This window comes from Micromonospora chersina, assembly GCF_900091475.1.
GTDB classification, from domain to species: domain Bacteria; phylum Actinomycetota; class Actinomycetes; order Mycobacteriales; family Micromonosporaceae; genus Micromonospora; species Micromonospora chersina.
Window position 1 is genome coordinate 666,554 of record NZ_FMIB01000002.1, and the last position, 15,339, is coordinate 681,892.

At 73.4% G+C, this 15,339-nt stretch carries 17 protein-coding genes; 10 read left to right on the top strand and 7 right to left on the bottom strand.

Going from position 1 to position 15,339, the window contains the following annotated elements; all coding sequences use genetic code 11:
• Nucleotides 1-80: 80 nt before the first annotated feature.
• Nucleotides 81-1,193: a serine hydrolase domain-containing protein gene (locus GA0070603_RS02935; RefSeq protein ID WP_091306667.1), complete on the bottom strand. Its 1,113-nt coding sequence runs from the start codon at nucleotides 1,191-1,193 to the stop codon at nucleotides 81-83.
• 68 nt (nucleotides 1,194-1,261) lie between these two features.
• On the opposite strand from GA0070603_RS02935, the gene rnhA reads away from it, so the two are divergent.
• The 3 genes from rnhA to GA0070603_RS02950 all read left to right on the top strand — a co-directional run bounded on the left by rnhA (nucleotide 1,262) and on the right by GA0070603_RS02950 (nucleotide 3,304).
• A complete protein-coding gene (rnhA, locus tag GA0070603_RS02940) occupies nucleotides 1,262-1,738 on the top strand; it encodes a ribonuclease HI (RefSeq protein ID WP_091306670.1) in 477 nt (158 codons plus the stop codon).
• A gap of 88 nt (nucleotides 1,739-1,826) precedes the next feature.
• On the top strand, nucleotides 1,827-3,050 hold the full coding sequence (locus GA0070603_RS02945; RefSeq protein WP_091306674.1) for a cytochrome P450: 1,224 nt from the start codon (nucleotides 1,827-1,829) through the stop codon (nucleotides 3,048-3,050).
• Nucleotides 3,047-3,304 (top strand): ferredoxin, encoded by a 258-nt coding sequence (locus GA0070603_RS02950; RefSeq protein ID WP_425270404.1) that lies wholly within the window; start codon nucleotides 3,047-3,049, stop codon nucleotides 3,302-3,304. The genes GA0070603_RS02945 and GA0070603_RS02950 overlap by 4 nt, the downstream gene beginning before the upstream one ends.
• Nucleotides 3,305-3,316: 12 nt before the next feature.
• On the opposite strand, the gene GA0070603_RS02955 is transcribed toward GA0070603_RS02950, so the two are convergent.
• The 3 genes from GA0070603_RS02955 to GA0070603_RS02965 form a co-directional block, all read right to left on the bottom strand.
• The gene (locus tag GA0070603_RS02955) at nucleotides 3,317-3,577 is read right to left on the bottom strand and encodes a hypothetical protein (RefSeq protein ID WP_091306676.1); all 261 of its coding nucleotides are present in this window, start codon (nucleotides 3,575-3,577) and stop codon (nucleotides 3,317-3,319) included.
• A 36-nt stretch (nucleotides 3,578-3,613) separates the two neighbouring features.
• A complete protein-coding gene (locus tag GA0070603_RS02960; protein WP_091306679.1) occupies nucleotides 3,614-3,850 on the bottom strand; it encodes a preprotein translocase YidC in 237 nt (78 codons plus the stop codon).
• A 114-nt stretch (nucleotides 3,851-3,964) separates the two neighbouring features.
• The gene (locus tag GA0070603_RS02965) at nucleotides 3,965-4,852 is read right to left on the bottom strand and encodes a pentapeptide repeat-containing protein (RefSeq protein ID WP_244282676.1); all 888 of its coding nucleotides are present in this window, start codon (nucleotides 4,850-4,852) and stop codon (nucleotides 3,965-3,967) included.
• 261 nt (nucleotides 4,853-5,113) lie between these two features.
• Between GA0070603_RS02965 and GA0070603_RS31375 the strand changes: the two genes are divergently transcribed.
• Nucleotides 5,114-5,722: a hypothetical protein gene (locus tag GA0070603_RS31375; RefSeq protein WP_091306684.1), complete on the top strand. Its 609-nt coding sequence runs from the start codon at nucleotides 5,114-5,116 to the stop codon at nucleotides 5,720-5,722.
• A 45-nt stretch (nucleotides 5,723-5,767) separates the two neighbouring features.
• On the opposite strand, the gene GA0070603_RS02975 is transcribed toward GA0070603_RS31375, so the two are convergent.
• Nucleotides 5,768-6,178 (bottom strand): SSI family serine proteinase inhibitor, encoded by a 411-nt coding sequence (locus tag GA0070603_RS02975; RefSeq protein WP_091306686.1) that lies wholly within the window; start codon nucleotides 6,176-6,178, stop codon nucleotides 5,768-5,770.
• 407 nt (nucleotides 6,179-6,585) lie between these two features.
• Here GA0070603_RS02975 and GA0070603_RS02980 point away from each other — a divergent pair, with 407 nt between their 5' ends.
• From GA0070603_RS02980 to GA0070603_RS03000, 5 genes are all read left to right on the top strand, one after another.
• Nucleotides 6,586-7,617 carry an ABC transporter permease gene (locus GA0070603_RS02980; protein WP_091306689.1) on the top strand — a complete coding sequence of 344 codons (1,032 nt, stop codon included), beginning with the start codon at nucleotides 6,586-6,588 and terminating at the stop codon, nucleotides 7,615-7,617.
• 60 nt (nucleotides 7,618-7,677) lie between these two features.
• The gene (locus GA0070603_RS02985; RefSeq protein ID WP_091306692.1) at nucleotides 7,678-9,423 is read left to right on the top strand and encodes an ABC transporter substrate-binding protein; all 1,746 of its coding nucleotides are present in this window, start codon (nucleotides 7,678-7,680) and stop codon (nucleotides 9,421-9,423) included.
• Nucleotides 9,424-9,485: 62 nt separating this feature from the next.
• Nucleotides 9,486-10,475, top strand: coding sequence for an ABC transporter permease (locus tag GA0070603_RS02990; RefSeq protein WP_091306695.1), 990 nt, complete (start codon nucleotides 9,486-9,488; stop codon nucleotides 10,473-10,475).
• A 14-nt stretch (nucleotides 10,476-10,489) separates the two neighbouring features.
• Complete coding sequence (locus GA0070603_RS02995; protein ID WP_091306698.1) at nucleotides 10,490-11,554, top strand: ABC transporter ATP-binding protein; 1,065 nt, start codon at nucleotides 10,490-10,492, stop codon at nucleotides 11,552-11,554.
• Nucleotides 11,551-12,555: an ABC transporter ATP-binding protein gene (locus tag GA0070603_RS03000; RefSeq protein WP_091306702.1), complete on the top strand. Its 1,005-nt coding sequence runs from the start codon at nucleotides 11,551-11,553 to the stop codon at nucleotides 12,553-12,555. The genes GA0070603_RS02995 and GA0070603_RS03000 overlap by 4 nt, the downstream gene beginning before the upstream one ends.
• A gap of 9 nt (nucleotides 12,556-12,564) precedes the next feature.
• Here GA0070603_RS03000 and GA0070603_RS03005 read toward each other — a convergent pair whose 3' ends face one another.
• Nucleotides 12,565-13,371, bottom strand: coding sequence for an SDR family oxidoreductase (locus GA0070603_RS03005; RefSeq protein ID WP_091306706.1), 807 nt, complete (start codon nucleotides 13,369-13,371; stop codon nucleotides 12,565-12,567).
• Between the two features lie 76 nt (nucleotides 13,372-13,447).
• Between GA0070603_RS03005 and GA0070603_RS03010 the strand changes: the two genes are divergently transcribed.
• The gene (locus GA0070603_RS03010; RefSeq protein ID WP_091306709.1) at nucleotides 13,448-14,866 is read left to right on the top strand and encodes an RtcB family protein; all 1,419 of its coding nucleotides are present in this window, start codon (nucleotides 13,448-13,450) and stop codon (nucleotides 14,864-14,866) included.
• A 7-nt stretch (nucleotides 14,867-14,873) separates the two neighbouring features.
• Here the strand turns inward: GA0070603_RS03010 and GA0070603_RS03015 are convergent, their stop codons facing one another.
• Entirely contained in the window at nucleotides 14,874-15,302 is a 429-nt protein-coding gene (locus tag GA0070603_RS03015; RefSeq protein ID WP_091306713.1) for an archease, read from the bottom strand.
• Between the last annotated feature and the right edge of the window lie 37 nt (nucleotides 15,303-15,339).

Here is a 15,339-nt window from a genome sequence, read left to right on the forward strand (position 1 = left end):
CGCTCCTCGGGGGTTCGGGGCCGGCCCGCTGCCGGCCCTCCACCCCTGACACGTTCGGCGACCGCCGGATTCGACAGCGGTCAGCGGCCGAGTTCCGCGCCCACCCGGTCGCGGACCAGCACCCGCAGGCCCTCCATCGGGTCGCCGTCGCCCGCGCCGAGCCGGTTGCGCACCGCCGCCACCGTCAGCCCCAGATCGGGGTACGCGAACGCGAGGCTGCCGCCGCTGCCCGCGGTGCCGAACGAGCCGTCCGCGTCGACCGCGTAGCCGAGGCCGAAGGTCACCTCCGCGCCGAACACCCAGTCCTCGCCCCGCACCGCCACCGCCGACACCTCGGCGAGGCGGTCCGGCGAGATCAGCCGCACCCCGTCGACAGGGCCGAGCAGCGCCGCGTACATCCGGGCGACCGCGCGGGCCGACATCGTGCCGACCGACGGCACGTCGGCGCGCAGCACCTCGGGGCGGCTGCCGGTGGTGACGTCCGGGCGGACGTGCGGCGGCGCCACCGCGTCGAAGTTCGGCAGGTTCGCGCTGGCGTACGTCAGGAGGGCGGACAGGCCGGCGTCCTCCAGCCGGGCCAGCCGGGGCAGGTCGGCCTCGGGCACGCCGAGGAACAGCTCGCGGGTCAGGCCGAGCGGCCCGGCCACCTCCTCGGCCAGCACCTGCGACACCGGCTTCCCGGTCACCCGCCGGACCACCTCGCCGACCAGCCAGCCCCACGTCCAGGCGTGGTACGCCAACCGCTCGCCGGGCGCCCAGAGCGGCTCGGCGTCGGCGAGCAGCCCGCACATCCGGTCCCAGTCGGCGAAGTCCGCCGGGGTGACGTCGGCGGGCAGGGCGGGCAGCCCGGCCGTGTGGGTGAGCGCGTGCCGCAGGGTGATGCCGTCCTTGCCGTGCCGGGCGAACTCCGGCCACACGTCGGCGACGCGCAGGTCGTAGTCGAGCCGCCCCTGCTCGGCCAGCGTGTGCACCACGGTGGCGGTGAGTCCCTTGCCGGTGGAGACGGCGTGCACCGGGGTGTCGGCGGTCAGCGGCCGGCCGGTGGTGGCGTCGGCCACGCCGGCCTGCTCCTCGACGATCGGCGCCCCGTCCAGGTACGCGGCCACCTGCACGCCGGCCTCCCGCCCGGAGGTCACGAGATCGTCGATCGTGGCGCGTACCTCGGCCCGCAGGCCGTCCCACCGTCCGTCCATGATCGGTGACCCTGCCAGACCGCCCCGGTGGTGTCGTGCGGTTTTCCGTCGCCGGGTAGGTTGCCGGCATGGCGGAGGCGGCGACCGGCGGGGTCGTGGAGATCTGGACCGACGGAGCGTGCAGCGGCAATCCCGGCCCCGGTGGCTGGGGCGTGCTGCTGCGCTGGGGCGGGCACGAGCGCGAGCTGTGCGGCGGCGAGGCGACCCCGACCACGAACAACCGGATGGAGCTGACCGCCGCGATCCGGGCGTTGGAGAGCCTGACCCGCCCGGTCGCCGTGCGGCTGCACACCGACAGCACGTACGTGCGCAACGGCATCACGAGCTGGCTGGCCTCGTGGAAGCGCAACGGCTGGCTGACCGCGGCGAAGCAGCCGGTGAAGAACGCCGACCTGTGGCAGCGGCTGGAGGCCGCCTGCGGCCGGCACGACGTGACCTGGCTCTGGGTGAAGGGCCACAACGGACACCCGGAGAACGAGCGGGCCGACGCGCTGGCCAACCGGGGGATGGTCGAGGCGCGGGCGGCGGCGCCGGCGGCCCGCTGAGCCCGGTGCGGGTTGTGTCGACAGCTGTCGATGGGTAACGTAGCGGATCGATGCCGTCACGGACAGTCGCCCTCCTGGAGGTGTCCGCGTGACCGTTGCGCCCCTCACCGACCTGCCGCTCTGGCCCCCGACCAACCTCGACCGTGACCCGCTCGTCCCGCTCGACGCGGGGGAGCGGCGACGGTTCGCCGGCCCGGTCACCCGGGTCCGGCTCCCCACCGACGCGACGGCCTGGCTGGTCACCCGGCACGCCGACGTCAGGCAGATGCTGCGCCACCCCGGCTTCAGCGCCGACCTGACCCGGCCGGGCTTCCCGCTGCTGCGCCGGATAGCGCCCGGCGCGTTCGGCGACCGCCGGGGCGGGTTCATCCGGATGGACGGCGCCGAGCACGCCCGGTTGCGCCGGATGCTCACCGCCGAATTCATGATCAGGAACGTGCGGCGGATCGAGCCGCTGATCCGGCAGACCGTCGACCGGGCGCTGGACGAGCTGCACGCCGCCGGCCCGCCCGCCGACCTGGTCGCGCACGTCGCCCTGCCGGTGCCGTCGATGGTGATCTGCCACCTGCTCGGCGTCCCGTACGCCGACCACGACTTCTTCCAGGAGCGCAGCCGGACGCTCATCGACCGGGACGCCCCGCCGGAGCGGGTCCAGCGGCACGTGCGGGAGCTGCGCGACTACCTGCACCGGCTGGTCGAGGCGAAGGTGGCCACCGGTGAGCGCGCCGACGACCTGCTCAGCCGGCTCGCCCGTGACCGGGTGGACGCCGGGGACCTGGCCGTCGACGAACTGGTCGGCATGGCCGTGCTGCTGCTCATCGCGGGCCACGAGACGACGGCGAACATGATCGGGCTGAGCACCCTGCTGCTGCTGCGCCACCCCGCCCGGTACGCCGCTCTCCGCGACGACCCGGGGCACGCCGACGGGCTGGTCGACGAACTGCTGCGCTACCTCAGCATCGTGCGCACCGGGCTGCCCCGCCTGGCCACCGAGGACGTCGAGATCGGCGGGCAGCTGATCCGGGCCGGGGAGGGCGCCATCGCGGTGCTCTCCCTGGCCAACCGGGACGGGGCGACCTTCGACCGGCCGGACGAGTTCGACCCGTACCGGGCGGCGCAGCACCACGTGGCGTTCGGCTTCGGGGTGCACCAGTGCATCGGCCAGCCCCTCGCCCGCGCGGAGCTGCGGATCGCCCTCGTGGAGCTGGCCCGCCGGTTCCCCCGGCTGCGCCCGGCCGCCACGGCGGGCCGGCTGCCCACCCGGGACAGCTCGGTCGTCTACGGCCTCGACGCGCTGCCGGTGACCTGGTGAGCGCGGCCGTGCGGGTGGGCGTGGACCGGGACCGCTGCTGCGGCGCGGGCAACTGCGTGGTGACCGCGCCGGAGGTCTTCGACCAGGACGACGAGGACGGCCTCGTGCTGCTGCGCCGTGCCGAGCCGCCGGCCGACGTCCTCGACCGGGTGCGACTCGCCGTGGAGCTCTGCCCGGCCGGGGCGATAAGCGTCGCGTCCCGGCCGGAGCGCTCCGCGGTCGCCGGCTCCCCGGAGGCGTCCGCGGCGCCGTGACCGCGGGGCCGCTCACCGCTCCGGGCGGCCCTCCTCGATCTCCTCCGGCTCGTTCGCCGGGTCCGCGGTGCCGGAGACCGCGTCGACGTCGTAGCCGGCCCGGCTGACCTCCCGGGCGGAACGGCGCTCCTCGGCCGGCAGGTCGGCGAAGTCGTCGCCGGTGTCGTCGGTGCTGTGCAGTGACTCGCCCGGCGGGCGCAGCGACGCCTCGTACGCGGTCGCGCCGTCGGGCTCGTCGGTGGTGGCGCGGCCGAAGGACTCTTCACTCGTCATGTGGCACTCCTGCCCGTCCCGTCCGGAGGCAAACGCTCAGCGGGCCGCGTCCGGGTGCGTCGGCATCGAGGAGCCGCCGGAACTGCTGCCCGAGGAGCCGCCGGCCATGCCGGAACCGTCGTCCTCGGTCACCTCGTCCGGTTTCGGCGCACCCGGCTCCGGCGCCGGCACGTCGGTGTCCGCCTCGACCTGGACCAGCCGGGCCTGGCCCGCCTCGTCCTCGGCGTGCGCCGGGTCGACCGGCTGCCTGCTCTGCCGTGTCTCGTATTTCACTGGCCGTGTCTCGGGCTTCACCGGTCCGCCTCCCGTCCGTCGCGCGGTGACGCCGCCTACCCGGCGCGCCCGACGCGAAACCCTGCCGTTCGGCCGCGGCGGGCGGGAGTGTCGTCAGCGGCGGCGTCGGCCCCCCGAGCGGCCACCGGCCGGGCGCCCGCCCGCCGACCGCCCGCCGGACGACCGCGTGACCCCGGGGGACCCGGCCGGGGTGACGGTCAGGGACCAGTGCGTCGGGCGGCGCAGGCCCCCGGGCAGGACCGTCCGGTGGTCGCCGCGGGCCGCGTCGAGCTGGGACTGGTGCACGAACAGGCAGTCGCCGAGATCGGCGCCGCGCAGGTCCGCGCCGCGCAGGTCCGCCCCGGTCAGGTCGGCGGCGCCGAGGTCCACCCCGCGCAGGTCCGCGCCGATGAGGCAGGCGCCGCGCAGGTTCGCGCCCGCCAGGTCGGACCGGCGCAGGTCCACGCCGATCAGCGCGGCGCCGCGCCGGTCCGCGCCGGCCCGGCCGGCCCGCGCCTGCTCGCCGGCCCGCGACAGCAGCCGGTTGACCCGGTCCCGCTGCGCGTCGACGTCGACGGCGAGCAGCTCCTCCGGGGTGCCGTCGGTGAGCCGTCCGGTCTCGGCGCGGGCGGCGGCCAGCTCGTCCCGCAGCGGCCCGGCCGGGGTCAGCGCCAGGGCCTCGGTCAGATACCAGAGCAGCTCGTGCAGCTGTCGCATGACTGCGAAGGTGTCGAACATCAGCCGCGCGGTCGCCGGGTCGGCCCGCCAGTCGCGCCCGGCGAAGGTGCCCTGGGCGACGTGCTGGCCGGCGCCGAAGCAGTCGAAGACGGTGCAGCCGGGGAAGCCGCGCTGCCGCAGATCCCGGTGGATGCCGCAGCGGGAGTCGGCGCGCAGGTTCGGGCAGGGCTGCCCGGCGGGCTTGTCGAGGGCGAAGTCGGCGGAGGCGGCGAACGCCGGCGCGACGCAGCAGATCCCGAAGCAGCGCGCGCAGTCGGCGCGCAGCTCCCGGTCGCCGCCGCCCGCGCCGCGCGCCTCGCCGTGCTGGGCCGCGGGCCCGCGCCGCTGGTCATCCGCCTCGGACACGCCTCCCGGCCTCCCGCCCCGTCACCGCCGGCCGCGACCGTCGCGCCCGCCGCCATTCTCCGCCCGGGCCACCCGGTACGGCCGGCGGGGCGCGCGAGTGTGACGGGGCCGCCCGGTTCCGGCCCGGCGGCGCCGTCGCTCTCCGTATGGTGGCGGTGACCAGGACCGGAGGGCGGAGGGATGGACGACGACGCACGGGAGCAGGCGCTGCTCACCGCCCTCACCACCGAGCACTTCGTGCTCCAGACCGGCCGCGGCGCCACGGTCGCCGAGTCGGTGGGCCGCACCACCGTCTTCCTGTCGTTGCTCTCCGCCGCGCTCATCGGGCTGGGCTTCGTCTCCGGCAACGGCTCGCTGCTCCGGCCGTACCTGGGCGCGGTGCTGCCCACCCTGGTGGTCACCGGGCTGCTCACCTTCGGCCGGCTGGTGCAGAACATGGTGGAGAACTCCCTGGACCTGCAACGGATGCAGCGGATCCGGGCCTGGTACCACCAGCGGCTCGCCGGCGACCAGGACTTCTTCGCCGACGTGATGACGCCCGGTGGGGAGATGCGGTCCGCCTGGACGGCGGTGGGCGCCCGGCCCGGCCGGTGGCAGCTCCTGCTGACCGCCGCCGCGCTGGTCGGCGCGGTCAACGCGCTGCTGCTCGGCCTGGGCGCCGCCCTGCTGGCCGGGTTGGCCGGCCTGTCGACCGGCCCGGCCGTGCTGGTGGGCGTGCCGGTCGCGCTGGTGGCCTTCGCGGCGCAACTCGCGTACATCAGCCGGGCCTCGATCTCGATGACCCACTGACCGGGGCGCGGCGCCCGCACACGGCGGGCGCCGCCCGGGTCCGGCTCAGAAGTCGAACAGCGCGTCGGTGCCCCGGCGCAGCTCGCACCGGTTGTCGAAGGTGCGGGTGTACGCGACCGGCCGGTCCTGCCAGAAGCCCACGGCCCGGGCGGTGACCGGGGCGTACTCGCGGGTGCACGGGCCGGGCCGCACGTCGAGAGCGTCGAGGTGGCCGTCGACGCGGGCGACGAGCCGGCACGCGGTCGCCGGGTCGGGGTGCAGCCCGCCCGCGGGGCCGCAGACCAGCAGCGTGGCGCGCGGGTCGTCGCCGCCGCCCTCGACGGTGAGCAGCAGCGCCGAGGGGGTCTCCGGACCGGGGCGCGGCGCCGCGCCGGCCGCCGCCGGTGCGGCCGTCGCGGCGAGGCCGCCGAGCGCGGCGGCCAGGGCCAGGGCGGCGGTACGTCGGGCGAAGGGCATCTGTCGTCCTTCCGTCGGGGCCCCGGGTCGGGGCCGGGTGTCGGCCCGGGCGTCGTGCGACCGGGCCGACGAGAACCCTAGGTGGACGGTGTGAACGCGAAGCGTCACGAAGTGTTACACCGCCCGGCCTCCTCCGACGGCGGGTGTGACATCGGCCCCGGGAAATGACCGATCGGTTGACAACCGGGTTCGGACCTTGCGGAAAACCATTGCGGAACTGTCGGGGGAATGGCCGAACGGATGACAACCGAAGCCGTCCGTTATTGCGACGACGCTTTCCCTAAACCGTATCGTTGTCGATTCCTGACAACCGATCCGACCGTTACCGTAACGATTCGAAGTGCTGTTGATGTGCGGTTTACCGTCGAGTGGCAGGACGTTTCTCGTCGCCGTCGGGAGGACTCCTCATGAGCGACCTGTCCCACCCACCGTCGTTGACCGCACCCGGCGATCCGGCCACGCCGGACCCCGCCGTCAGCGCCACCGCCCCGCCCGGCGACGACCGCCGGGAGATCGTCGGCCGATCGCCCAACCAGCTCGCCTGGCTGCGTCTCAAGCGCGACCGGACGGCCCGGGTCAGCGCCTTGACGCTGGCCGCCGCCGGCCTCGTGGCGCTCGGCGCGCCGCTGCTCGGCCGGCTCACCGGAATCGACCCCACCGACAAGTTCGTCGGCCGCCTCAACGATTTCGGAATGCCGATCGGCTACGCCGGCGGCATCAGCGCCGACCACTGGCTCGGGCTCGAACCCGGCAGCGGCCGGGACATCCTGCTCCAGTTGGTGTACGGCCTGCGCACCTCATTGTTCATTGCCTTCGCCTCGGCCCTGCTGGCGTCGTTCATCGGGGTCGCGGTCGGCGTGCTGGCCGGCTGGGCGCGGGGCTGGCTGGACAGCGCGGTCAACTGGTTGATCGACCTCACCCTGGCGTTTCCGTTCCTCATTTTCGCCCTCGCCGTGATCCCGATCCTTCAGGACCGCTTCTACACCGAGCGGGAGGCGCCGCCGCCGGCCTTCCGGGTCGCCCTGATCATCGCCACCTTCGGCCTGTTCAGCTGGACCTACACGGCGCGGCTGGTCCGCGGCCAGGTGATCTCGCTGCGCGAGCGGGAGTTCGTCGAGGCCGCCCGAGCCGCCGGCGCGGGCACCGGGCACCTGCTGTTCCGCCAGCTGCTGCCGAACATCTGGGCGCCGATCCTGGTCACCGTCTCGCTGAACGTGCCGCAGTTCATCGCCATCGAGGCGGCGCTGGCCTTCGTCAACATCGGCGTCACCGAACCCACGCCCGACCTCGGCCGCATGATCTACAACAGCATCGGCTACGTCGCGAGCGACCCCTGGTACACCCTGTTCCCCGGGTTGACGATCTTCCTGCTGGTCCTGGCGTTCAACCTCCTCGGTGACGCGCTGCGCGACTCGCTGGATCCCCGGTCCACCCGGTAACCCCACGGCCATCGACACGCCCGGCCGGCGGGGGCCGCCGGGCGGGAAGGGAGCACACCCGTGCGTACACGAACCCGGACACTGACCGGTGTCCTGGCCGCGGCGGCGCTCGTCGCCGCCGGTTGCAGCCCCACCACCGACGGCGGAGGCGGCGGCGACGAGAAGGCGAAGACCCAGACCGGCTCGATCTCCTACGAGGCGGCCGACAACCAGGGGCCGGCGAAGGCGGTCGACGGCGCCAAGGCCGGCGGCACGCTCACCGTCATGCAGAACACCGACTTCGAGCACCTCGACCCGGCCCGCAACTACGTCAACACCCAGCAGGTGACCGGCGGGCTGCTCTACCGGGCGCTCAACGGCTACAAGGAGGACGGCAGCGGCAGGCTGCTGCTCGTCGGCGACCTGGCCACCAACCCCGGCAAGGACGTCAACAACGACTGCAAGGTCTGGGAGTTCACCCTGCGCGACGGGGTGAAGTACGAGGACGGTTCCGCGGTGACCAGCAAGGACGTCGCGTACGGCGTGGCCCGCTCGTTCGCCGCGAACCTCAACGAGGGGCCGCACTACATCCAGCAGTGGCTCTACCCGGACGGCGCGTACAACGCCACCTACAAGGGACCCTACGACGGTGGCAGGGCGACGCCGGACGGCGTCGAGACGCCCGACGACCGGACCATCCGGTTCACCTTCCCGCAGCCGCACTGCGACCTGCCGTACGCGGCCGCGCTGCCCACCACCGCCCCGGTGCCCGCCGCCAAGGACACCCGGGCCAACTACGACCTGCGGCCGTTCTCGTCCGGCCCGTACAAGGTGAAGTCGTACGAGCGGGACGTGGCGCTGGAGCTGGACCGCAACCCCAACTGGGACCCGAAGACCGACCCGATCCGCAACGCGTACCCGGACGCCATCCGGGTCACCTTCGGCCTGGAGCAGGCGCAGATCGCCGAGCGGCTGGTCGCCGACGCACCGGCCGACCAGGCGGCGCTGAGCTGGACCGACGTGCCGCCGGCCGTCCTGCCCCGGACCACCGCCGCCGGGGTGGCCGATCGGGTGGTCAAGGGCCCGACCCAGTACACGTGGGTGCTCAGCATCAACACCCAGCGGGTCACCGACCTGACCGTCCGCCGCGCGTTGAACTACGCCGTGGACAAGGACGCGGCGCTGAAGGCGATCGGCGGGCAGGCCGCCGGCAGCCCGGCCACCACGCTGATGTCGCCGACCACGGCCGGCTGGCAGAAGTACGACGTGTTCAACGCCCCGGTCACCGGGGACAAGGCAAAGGTCACCGAGCTGCTGGCCGGGAAGAAGCCGAAGCTGGTGCTCGCCCACTCCAACACCGAGCTGCGCACCCAGCAGGCCGAGGCGATCCGGAAGAACCTCACCGACATGGGCTTCGACATCGTCATGAAGCCGATCGACAGCACCAGCTACTACGACGAGATCGGCCGCAGGAACAACCCGTACGACCTCTACCTCAGCGGCTGGGGCTCGGACTGGCCGACCGGCTCCACCGTCATCCCGCCGGTCTACGACGGCCGGGAGATCGTCGACGAGGGCAACAACAACGTCTCGTACCTCAACGAGCCGTCGGTCAGCGCGGAGGTCGACCGGGTGCGCAAGCTGCCCGCCGCCCAGCAGGACGCCGGCTGGATGGCCCTGGACGAGAAGATCATGCGGGAGTACGCCCCGGTCGTGCCCTGCTACTACGACGCCACATACGAGCTGCACGGCTCGAAGGTCGGCAACGCGTTCCTCAGCGACGCCTTCGGCATCATCTCGCTCAACGGCATCCACGTGAAGCAGTGACCGTCCCGTGGGGGCGGTCCACGCCGGACCGCCCCCACCCGTCCACCGGGGGAGGTGCTCCCGTGCTCCGATTCGTCGTCCGGCGGCTGCTCGTCGCCGCGGTCACCCTCGCCGTGATCAGCCTCGTCACCTTCGGTCTCTTCTTCGCGGTGCCGAGCAGCCCGGCCAAGGTGATGTGCGGCAAGAACTGCACCGCCGCGGACATCGCCCAGGTCGAGCGGCGGCTCGGCATCGACCAGCCGCTGCCGCGCCAGTACACGGAATTCGTCAAGGGCGTCTTCGTCGGCCGCACGTACGGCGAGGGAGACTTCCGCCAGGACTGCCCCGCGCCCTGCCTGGGCTACTCGTTCCGCAACAACCAGCCGGTCACCACGATCATCGTCCAGCGGGCCCCGGTGACCTTCAGCATCGTCCTCGGCGGCGCGGTGCTGTGGCTGACCCTGGGCGTCTCGCTGGGCATGGTGTCGGCGTTGCGCCGGGGCACCGCCCTCGACCGGGCCGCCATCGGGGTCACCCTGGCCGGCGCGTCCATGCAGGTCTACTTCTTCGGCCTGATCCTGCTCTACCTGCTGGTCTACGCCACCGGGCTGCTGCCGTTCCCCAGCTACACCCCGTTGACCGAGAACCCGGTCCGCTGGGCGGTGGGGCTGCTGCTGCCCTGGATGACGCTCGGCTTCCTCAACTCGGCGCTCTACGCCCGGCTGGCCCGGGCCCAGATGCTGGAGACCCTGTCGGAGGACTTCGTCCGGACCGCCCGGGCGAAGGGACTGTCCGCGCGGCAGGTGCACACCCGGCACGCGCTGCGCGCCGCGGTGACGCCGATCGTCACGATCGCCGGCCTGGACATCGGCACCAGCCTCGGCGGCACCTTCATCACCGAGACGATCTTCGGCCTCCAGGGGCTGGGCAAGGCCACCGTGGAGGCGGTGCAGTTCCTCAACCTGCCGGTGGTCATGGCGACCGTGCTGCTGGCGGCGGTGTTCATCGTGGTCGCCAACATCGTTGTCGACGTGCTCTACGCGGTCATCGACCCGCGGGTCCGGCTGAGCTGACGGGAGGTATCGACATGGTGGAGCTTCCGGCGCCACGTCCGGGGGGAGGGCCCTATCTCCAGGTCAGGGACCTGCGGGTGCGGTTCGACACCGAGGACGGCGTGGTTCGCGCGGTGGACGGGGTGTCGTTCTCGGTGGAGCGGGGTCGGACCCTGGGGATCGTGGGGGAGTCGGGGTCGGGTAAGAGCGTGACGTCGCTGGCGATCCTGGGTCTGCACAACGCCAAACGGGCCGCCATCACCGGGGAGATCTCGGTGGGTGGTCGTCAGGTGGTGGGGCTGCCGGAGGAGGAGGTGCGGCGGCTGCGGGGCCGGGACATGGCGATGATCTTCCAGGATCCGCTGTCGGCGCTGCACCCGTACTACACGGTGGGGAAGCAGATCGCGGAGGCGTACCGGGTGCACCACCCGCGGGCGGGGAAGCGGGAGGCGCGGACCCGGGCGGTGGACATGTTGGGTCGGGTGGGGATTCCGCAGCCGGGGAAGCGGTTCGATCAGTATCCGCACGAGTTCTCCGGGGGTATGCGGCAGCGGGCGATGATCGCGATGGCGCTGGTGAACGATCCGGATCTGTTGATCGCCGATGAGCCGACCACGGCGTTGGATGTGACGGTGCAGGCGCAGATCCTGGATCTGCTCAGCGATCTCCAGGCGGAGTTCCGGTCGGCGATCATCCTGATCACCCACGACCTGGGCGTGGTCAGCCAGGTGGCTGATGACGTGCTGGTGATGTACGGGGGTCGGGCGGTCGAGCACGGGAGTGTGGAGCAGGTGTTGCGGCGGCCGCAGCATCCGTACACGTGGGGGTTGTTGTCGAGTGTGCCGTCGTTGCACGGTGACGCCGACGCGGACCTGATCCCGATCAAGGGCAACCCGCCGTCGTTGATCAATCTGCCGTCGGGGTGCGCGTTCCACCCCCGCTGCCGGTACGCCGGCCGCAACGGTGACCGCTCCCGCACCGAGGTGCCCGACCTGCTTCCGGCGACCGAGCGCGGGCACCTGGTCGCCTGTCACCTGCCGGAGGCCGCCCGCCAGCGCCTCTACCGTGACGAGATCGCCCAGGTGGGGGTGGCCCGATGAGCGAGCCGCTGCTCAAGGTCCGTGACCTCGCCAAGCACTTCCCGGTGCGCGGCGGTCTCCGCGCCGGCGGCCTGGTCCGGGCCGTCGACGGTGTGGACTTCGACGTCCGGCCGGGGGAGACCCTCGGTCTGGTCGGGGAGTCCGGCTGTGGGAAGACCACCACCGGTCGGATGCTGGTGCGGTTGCTGGAGCCGACCTCCGGCAGGATCGAGTTCGCGGGGCGGGACATCACGCACGCCCGGCGGGGTGCGTTGCGGCCGTTGCGGCAGGACCTGCAGATCATCTTCCAGGACCCGTACGCCTCGTTGAACCCGCGGCACACCGTCGGGCGGATCGTGGCCATGCCGTTGCAGGTCAACGGCATCAACCCGCCCGGCGGAATCAAGAAGCGGGTCCAGGAGTTGCTGGAACTGGTCGGGTTGAACCCGGAGCACTACAACCGCTACCCCCACGAGTTCTCCGGCGGGCAACGCCAACGCATCGGCATCGCCCGCGCCCTCGCGTTGCGCCCGAAGCTGATCGTCGCCGACGAACCCGTGAGCGCGCTCGACGTGTCCATCCAGGCCCAGGTCATCAACCTGCTACGCGACCTGCAACGCGACCTCGACCTGGCCTTCGTCTTCATCGCCCACGACCTGGCCGTCGTGCGGCACTTCTGCCACCGCGTCGCCGTCATGTACCTCGGCACAATCGTCGAGATCGGCGACCGCGACGACATCTACACCCGCCCCCAGCACCCCTACACCCGGGCCCTGCTGTCCGCGATCCCCGACGTCACCACCCTCGGGCCCGCCGGGCGCATCCGCCTCACCGGAGACGTGCCCACCCCACTCAACCCACCGTCGGGCTGCCGCTTCCGCACCCGCTGCTGGAAAGCCCAGGAACGCTGCGCCACCGACGAACCCGCCCTCATCAACCGGGACGGCGGCAACCAGGCCACCGCCTGCCACTACCCCGAGAGAGGAGCGCTGTCAGAAACCAAGGAGGCGGTGCCGGGCTGACCCATCCCCTCAGACCGACCGCCACGAATTGTCCGGCAGCGACGACGCCTGCGGGCCCATCATCAACATCCCCCCGTCCACCGGCCAGGACGCCCCGGTGACGTAGGCGGCGGCGGGCGAGGCGAGCAGGGCGACGACCGCCGCCACCTCCCGGGCGTCCCCGGGCCGGCCCACCGGGACCCCCGGGCGTTCCTGGGTGAACGGGTCCACGTCCTCCTGGCCGGTCATCGGCGTGGCGATCTCACCGGGCGCGACCGCGTTCACGGTGATCCCGTCCGCCGCCAACTCCTGCGCCATCACCTGCGTGAGCAGCCCCAGCCCGCCCTTCGCCGCGCAGTACGCCGACGAGCCGACCCGCGGAGCGTGCTCGTGCACGCTGGTGATGCTGATGATCCGGCCGCCCCGGCCGGCCGCCCGCATCCGCCGGGCCGCCCGCTGGGAGCAGAGGAACGGCCCGTCCAGGTCCACGGCGAGCACCTCCCGCCACTGCTCCCAGGCCACCTCGACGAAGGGCGTGGACAGGCCGGTGCCGGCGTTGTTGACCAGCACGCCGAGCCCGCCGAGCCGGTCGGCCAGCTCGTCGACCACCGCCGCCGCACCGGGCAGCCGGGTCAGGTCCAGCTCGGCCACCTCGCAACGGCGGCCGGTGGCGCGTACCTCGGTGGCGGTGCGGTCGGCGCCGTCCCGGTCGCCGTACCAGGTGATGCCGATGTCGAAACCGGCCTCGGCGAGCGCCACCGCACACGCCTTGCCGATGCCGGAGTCCGCGCCGGTGATCACGGCGATCCGGTCGTACTCCTCGTATCGCTGGGGCATGCTGCCGCACTACCCGGATCGGGCGGATCGAACCAGACCGGGTGTAACCGCTCCGGCCCGGGGTAGCCGGGCGGGCATGGACCTGGTCGAGGAGTCGCCGTACCGGTTCCGGATCGACCGGCACGACCCCATGCGGGTGCCGGGGGTGGTCTTCGCGTCCCGCGATCTGCTGCCCGACGCCGGGGCGGACAAGTCGCTGGAGCAGGTGGCGAACGTGGCCACCCTGCCCGGCATCGTGCGCGCCTCCTACGCCATGCCGGACGTGCACTGGGGCTACGGCTTCCCGATCGGCGGGGTCGCCGCCACCGACGTCGAGGACGGGGGAGTGGTCTCGCCCGGCGGGGTCGGCTTCGACATCTCCTGCGGGGTCCGGCTGCTCACCGCCGACCTGGACCGGGCCGCGCTGCGCCCCCGGCTGGACGCCGTCATGGACGGCCTCAGCGAGTCCACCCCACGGGGCATGGGCAAGGGCGCCGTGTGGCACCTCACCGACGGGGCCGAACTCGACGCGGTGCTCCGCGGCGGCTCCCGGTACGCCGTCGAGCGCGGCTTCGGCGTCCAGCGGGACCTGGACCGCTGCGAGGACTACGGCGCGGTGGACGACGCGAACCCGGCCCAGGTGAGCGAGCGGGCGGTGGAGCGGGGCGCCCGCCAGGTCGGCAGCCTCGGCTCCGGCAACCACTTCCTCGAGGTGCAGGCGGTGGAGGAGGTCTACGACGAGGCCGTGGCGGCTGCCTTCGGGCTCCGCGCCGGCCAGGTCAGCGTCATGATCCACTGTGGGTCGCGGGGGCTGGGCCACCAGATCTGCACGGACTACGTCCGCGGCATGGAGAAGGTGATGCCCAGGTACGGCATCCACGTCCCCGACCGGCAGCTCGCCTGCGCGCCGGTCTCCTCGCACGAGGGCCGGGCCTACCTGGGGGCGATGGCCGCCGCGGCCAACTACGCCCGGGCCAACCGGCAGCTGCTCGCCCACGCCGCCCGGCAGGTCTTCGCCCGGGTCACCGGCTGCGACCTCGACCTGGTGTACGACATCTCGCACAACCTCGCCAAGATCGAGACGCACGAGGTGGACGGGACGCCCCGCCCGCTCTGCGTGCACCGTAAGGGGGCCACCCGGGCCCTCCCGCCGGGGCACCCCGACCTGCCCGACGACCTGCGCCCGGTCGGGCAGCCGGTGCTCATCCCCGGCTCGATGGGCACCGGCTCGTACGTGCTCACCGGCGTGGCCGGCGCGCCGGCCTGGGCGTCCACCTGCCACGGCGCCGGCCGGGTGCAGAGCCGCAAGCAGGCCACCAAGGCGGTACGCGGGCACGACCCCCGCCGCGAGCTGGAGGCGCAGGACATCGCGGTGCGGGGCGTCAGCCGGCGCGGGCTGGCCGAGGAGATGCCGGCCGCGTACAAGGACGTGGCCGCCGTGGTGGCGGCGGCGGAGGGCGCCGGCCTGTGCCGCAAGGTGGCCCGGCTGGTCCCGCTCGGCGTGGTGAAGGGCTGAGCCCCGCTCAGACGTCCAGCGTCACCGCACAGCGCCAGCCGACGGATTCCGCGGCAAAGCACAGCTCGTGCAGGGACACCGCCTTGGGGACCGCGCCGACCAGCTCCACGGCGTCCGTGCCGGTGGTCCGCCAGCGCACCGCCAGGCCGCCGTCGTCGGCCGCCCGCACCTCGGTCTCCAGCGGCAGCTCACCAGCCGTGTCCATCCGGAAGATGACCTCGTCGAGGACGCCGACCAGCAGGTCCGTGTCGGCGCCCGGCGGCACCCGGAAGGCGGTCTCCCCGCCGGCGGCGGCCCCGGTGGTGTCCACGAAGGTGTCCACGAGGGCCGTGACGGCCTCGGCCACGCAGCCCTCCCGGTCCGGCGCCCACGCCTCGATGCGGACGTCGGCGGTGTGCGGGATGTTCCGGTGCCCCCGGGCCGGTCGTCGCTCCATGCCCCGATCATGCCCCCGCCGGTCGGACGCCCCACCG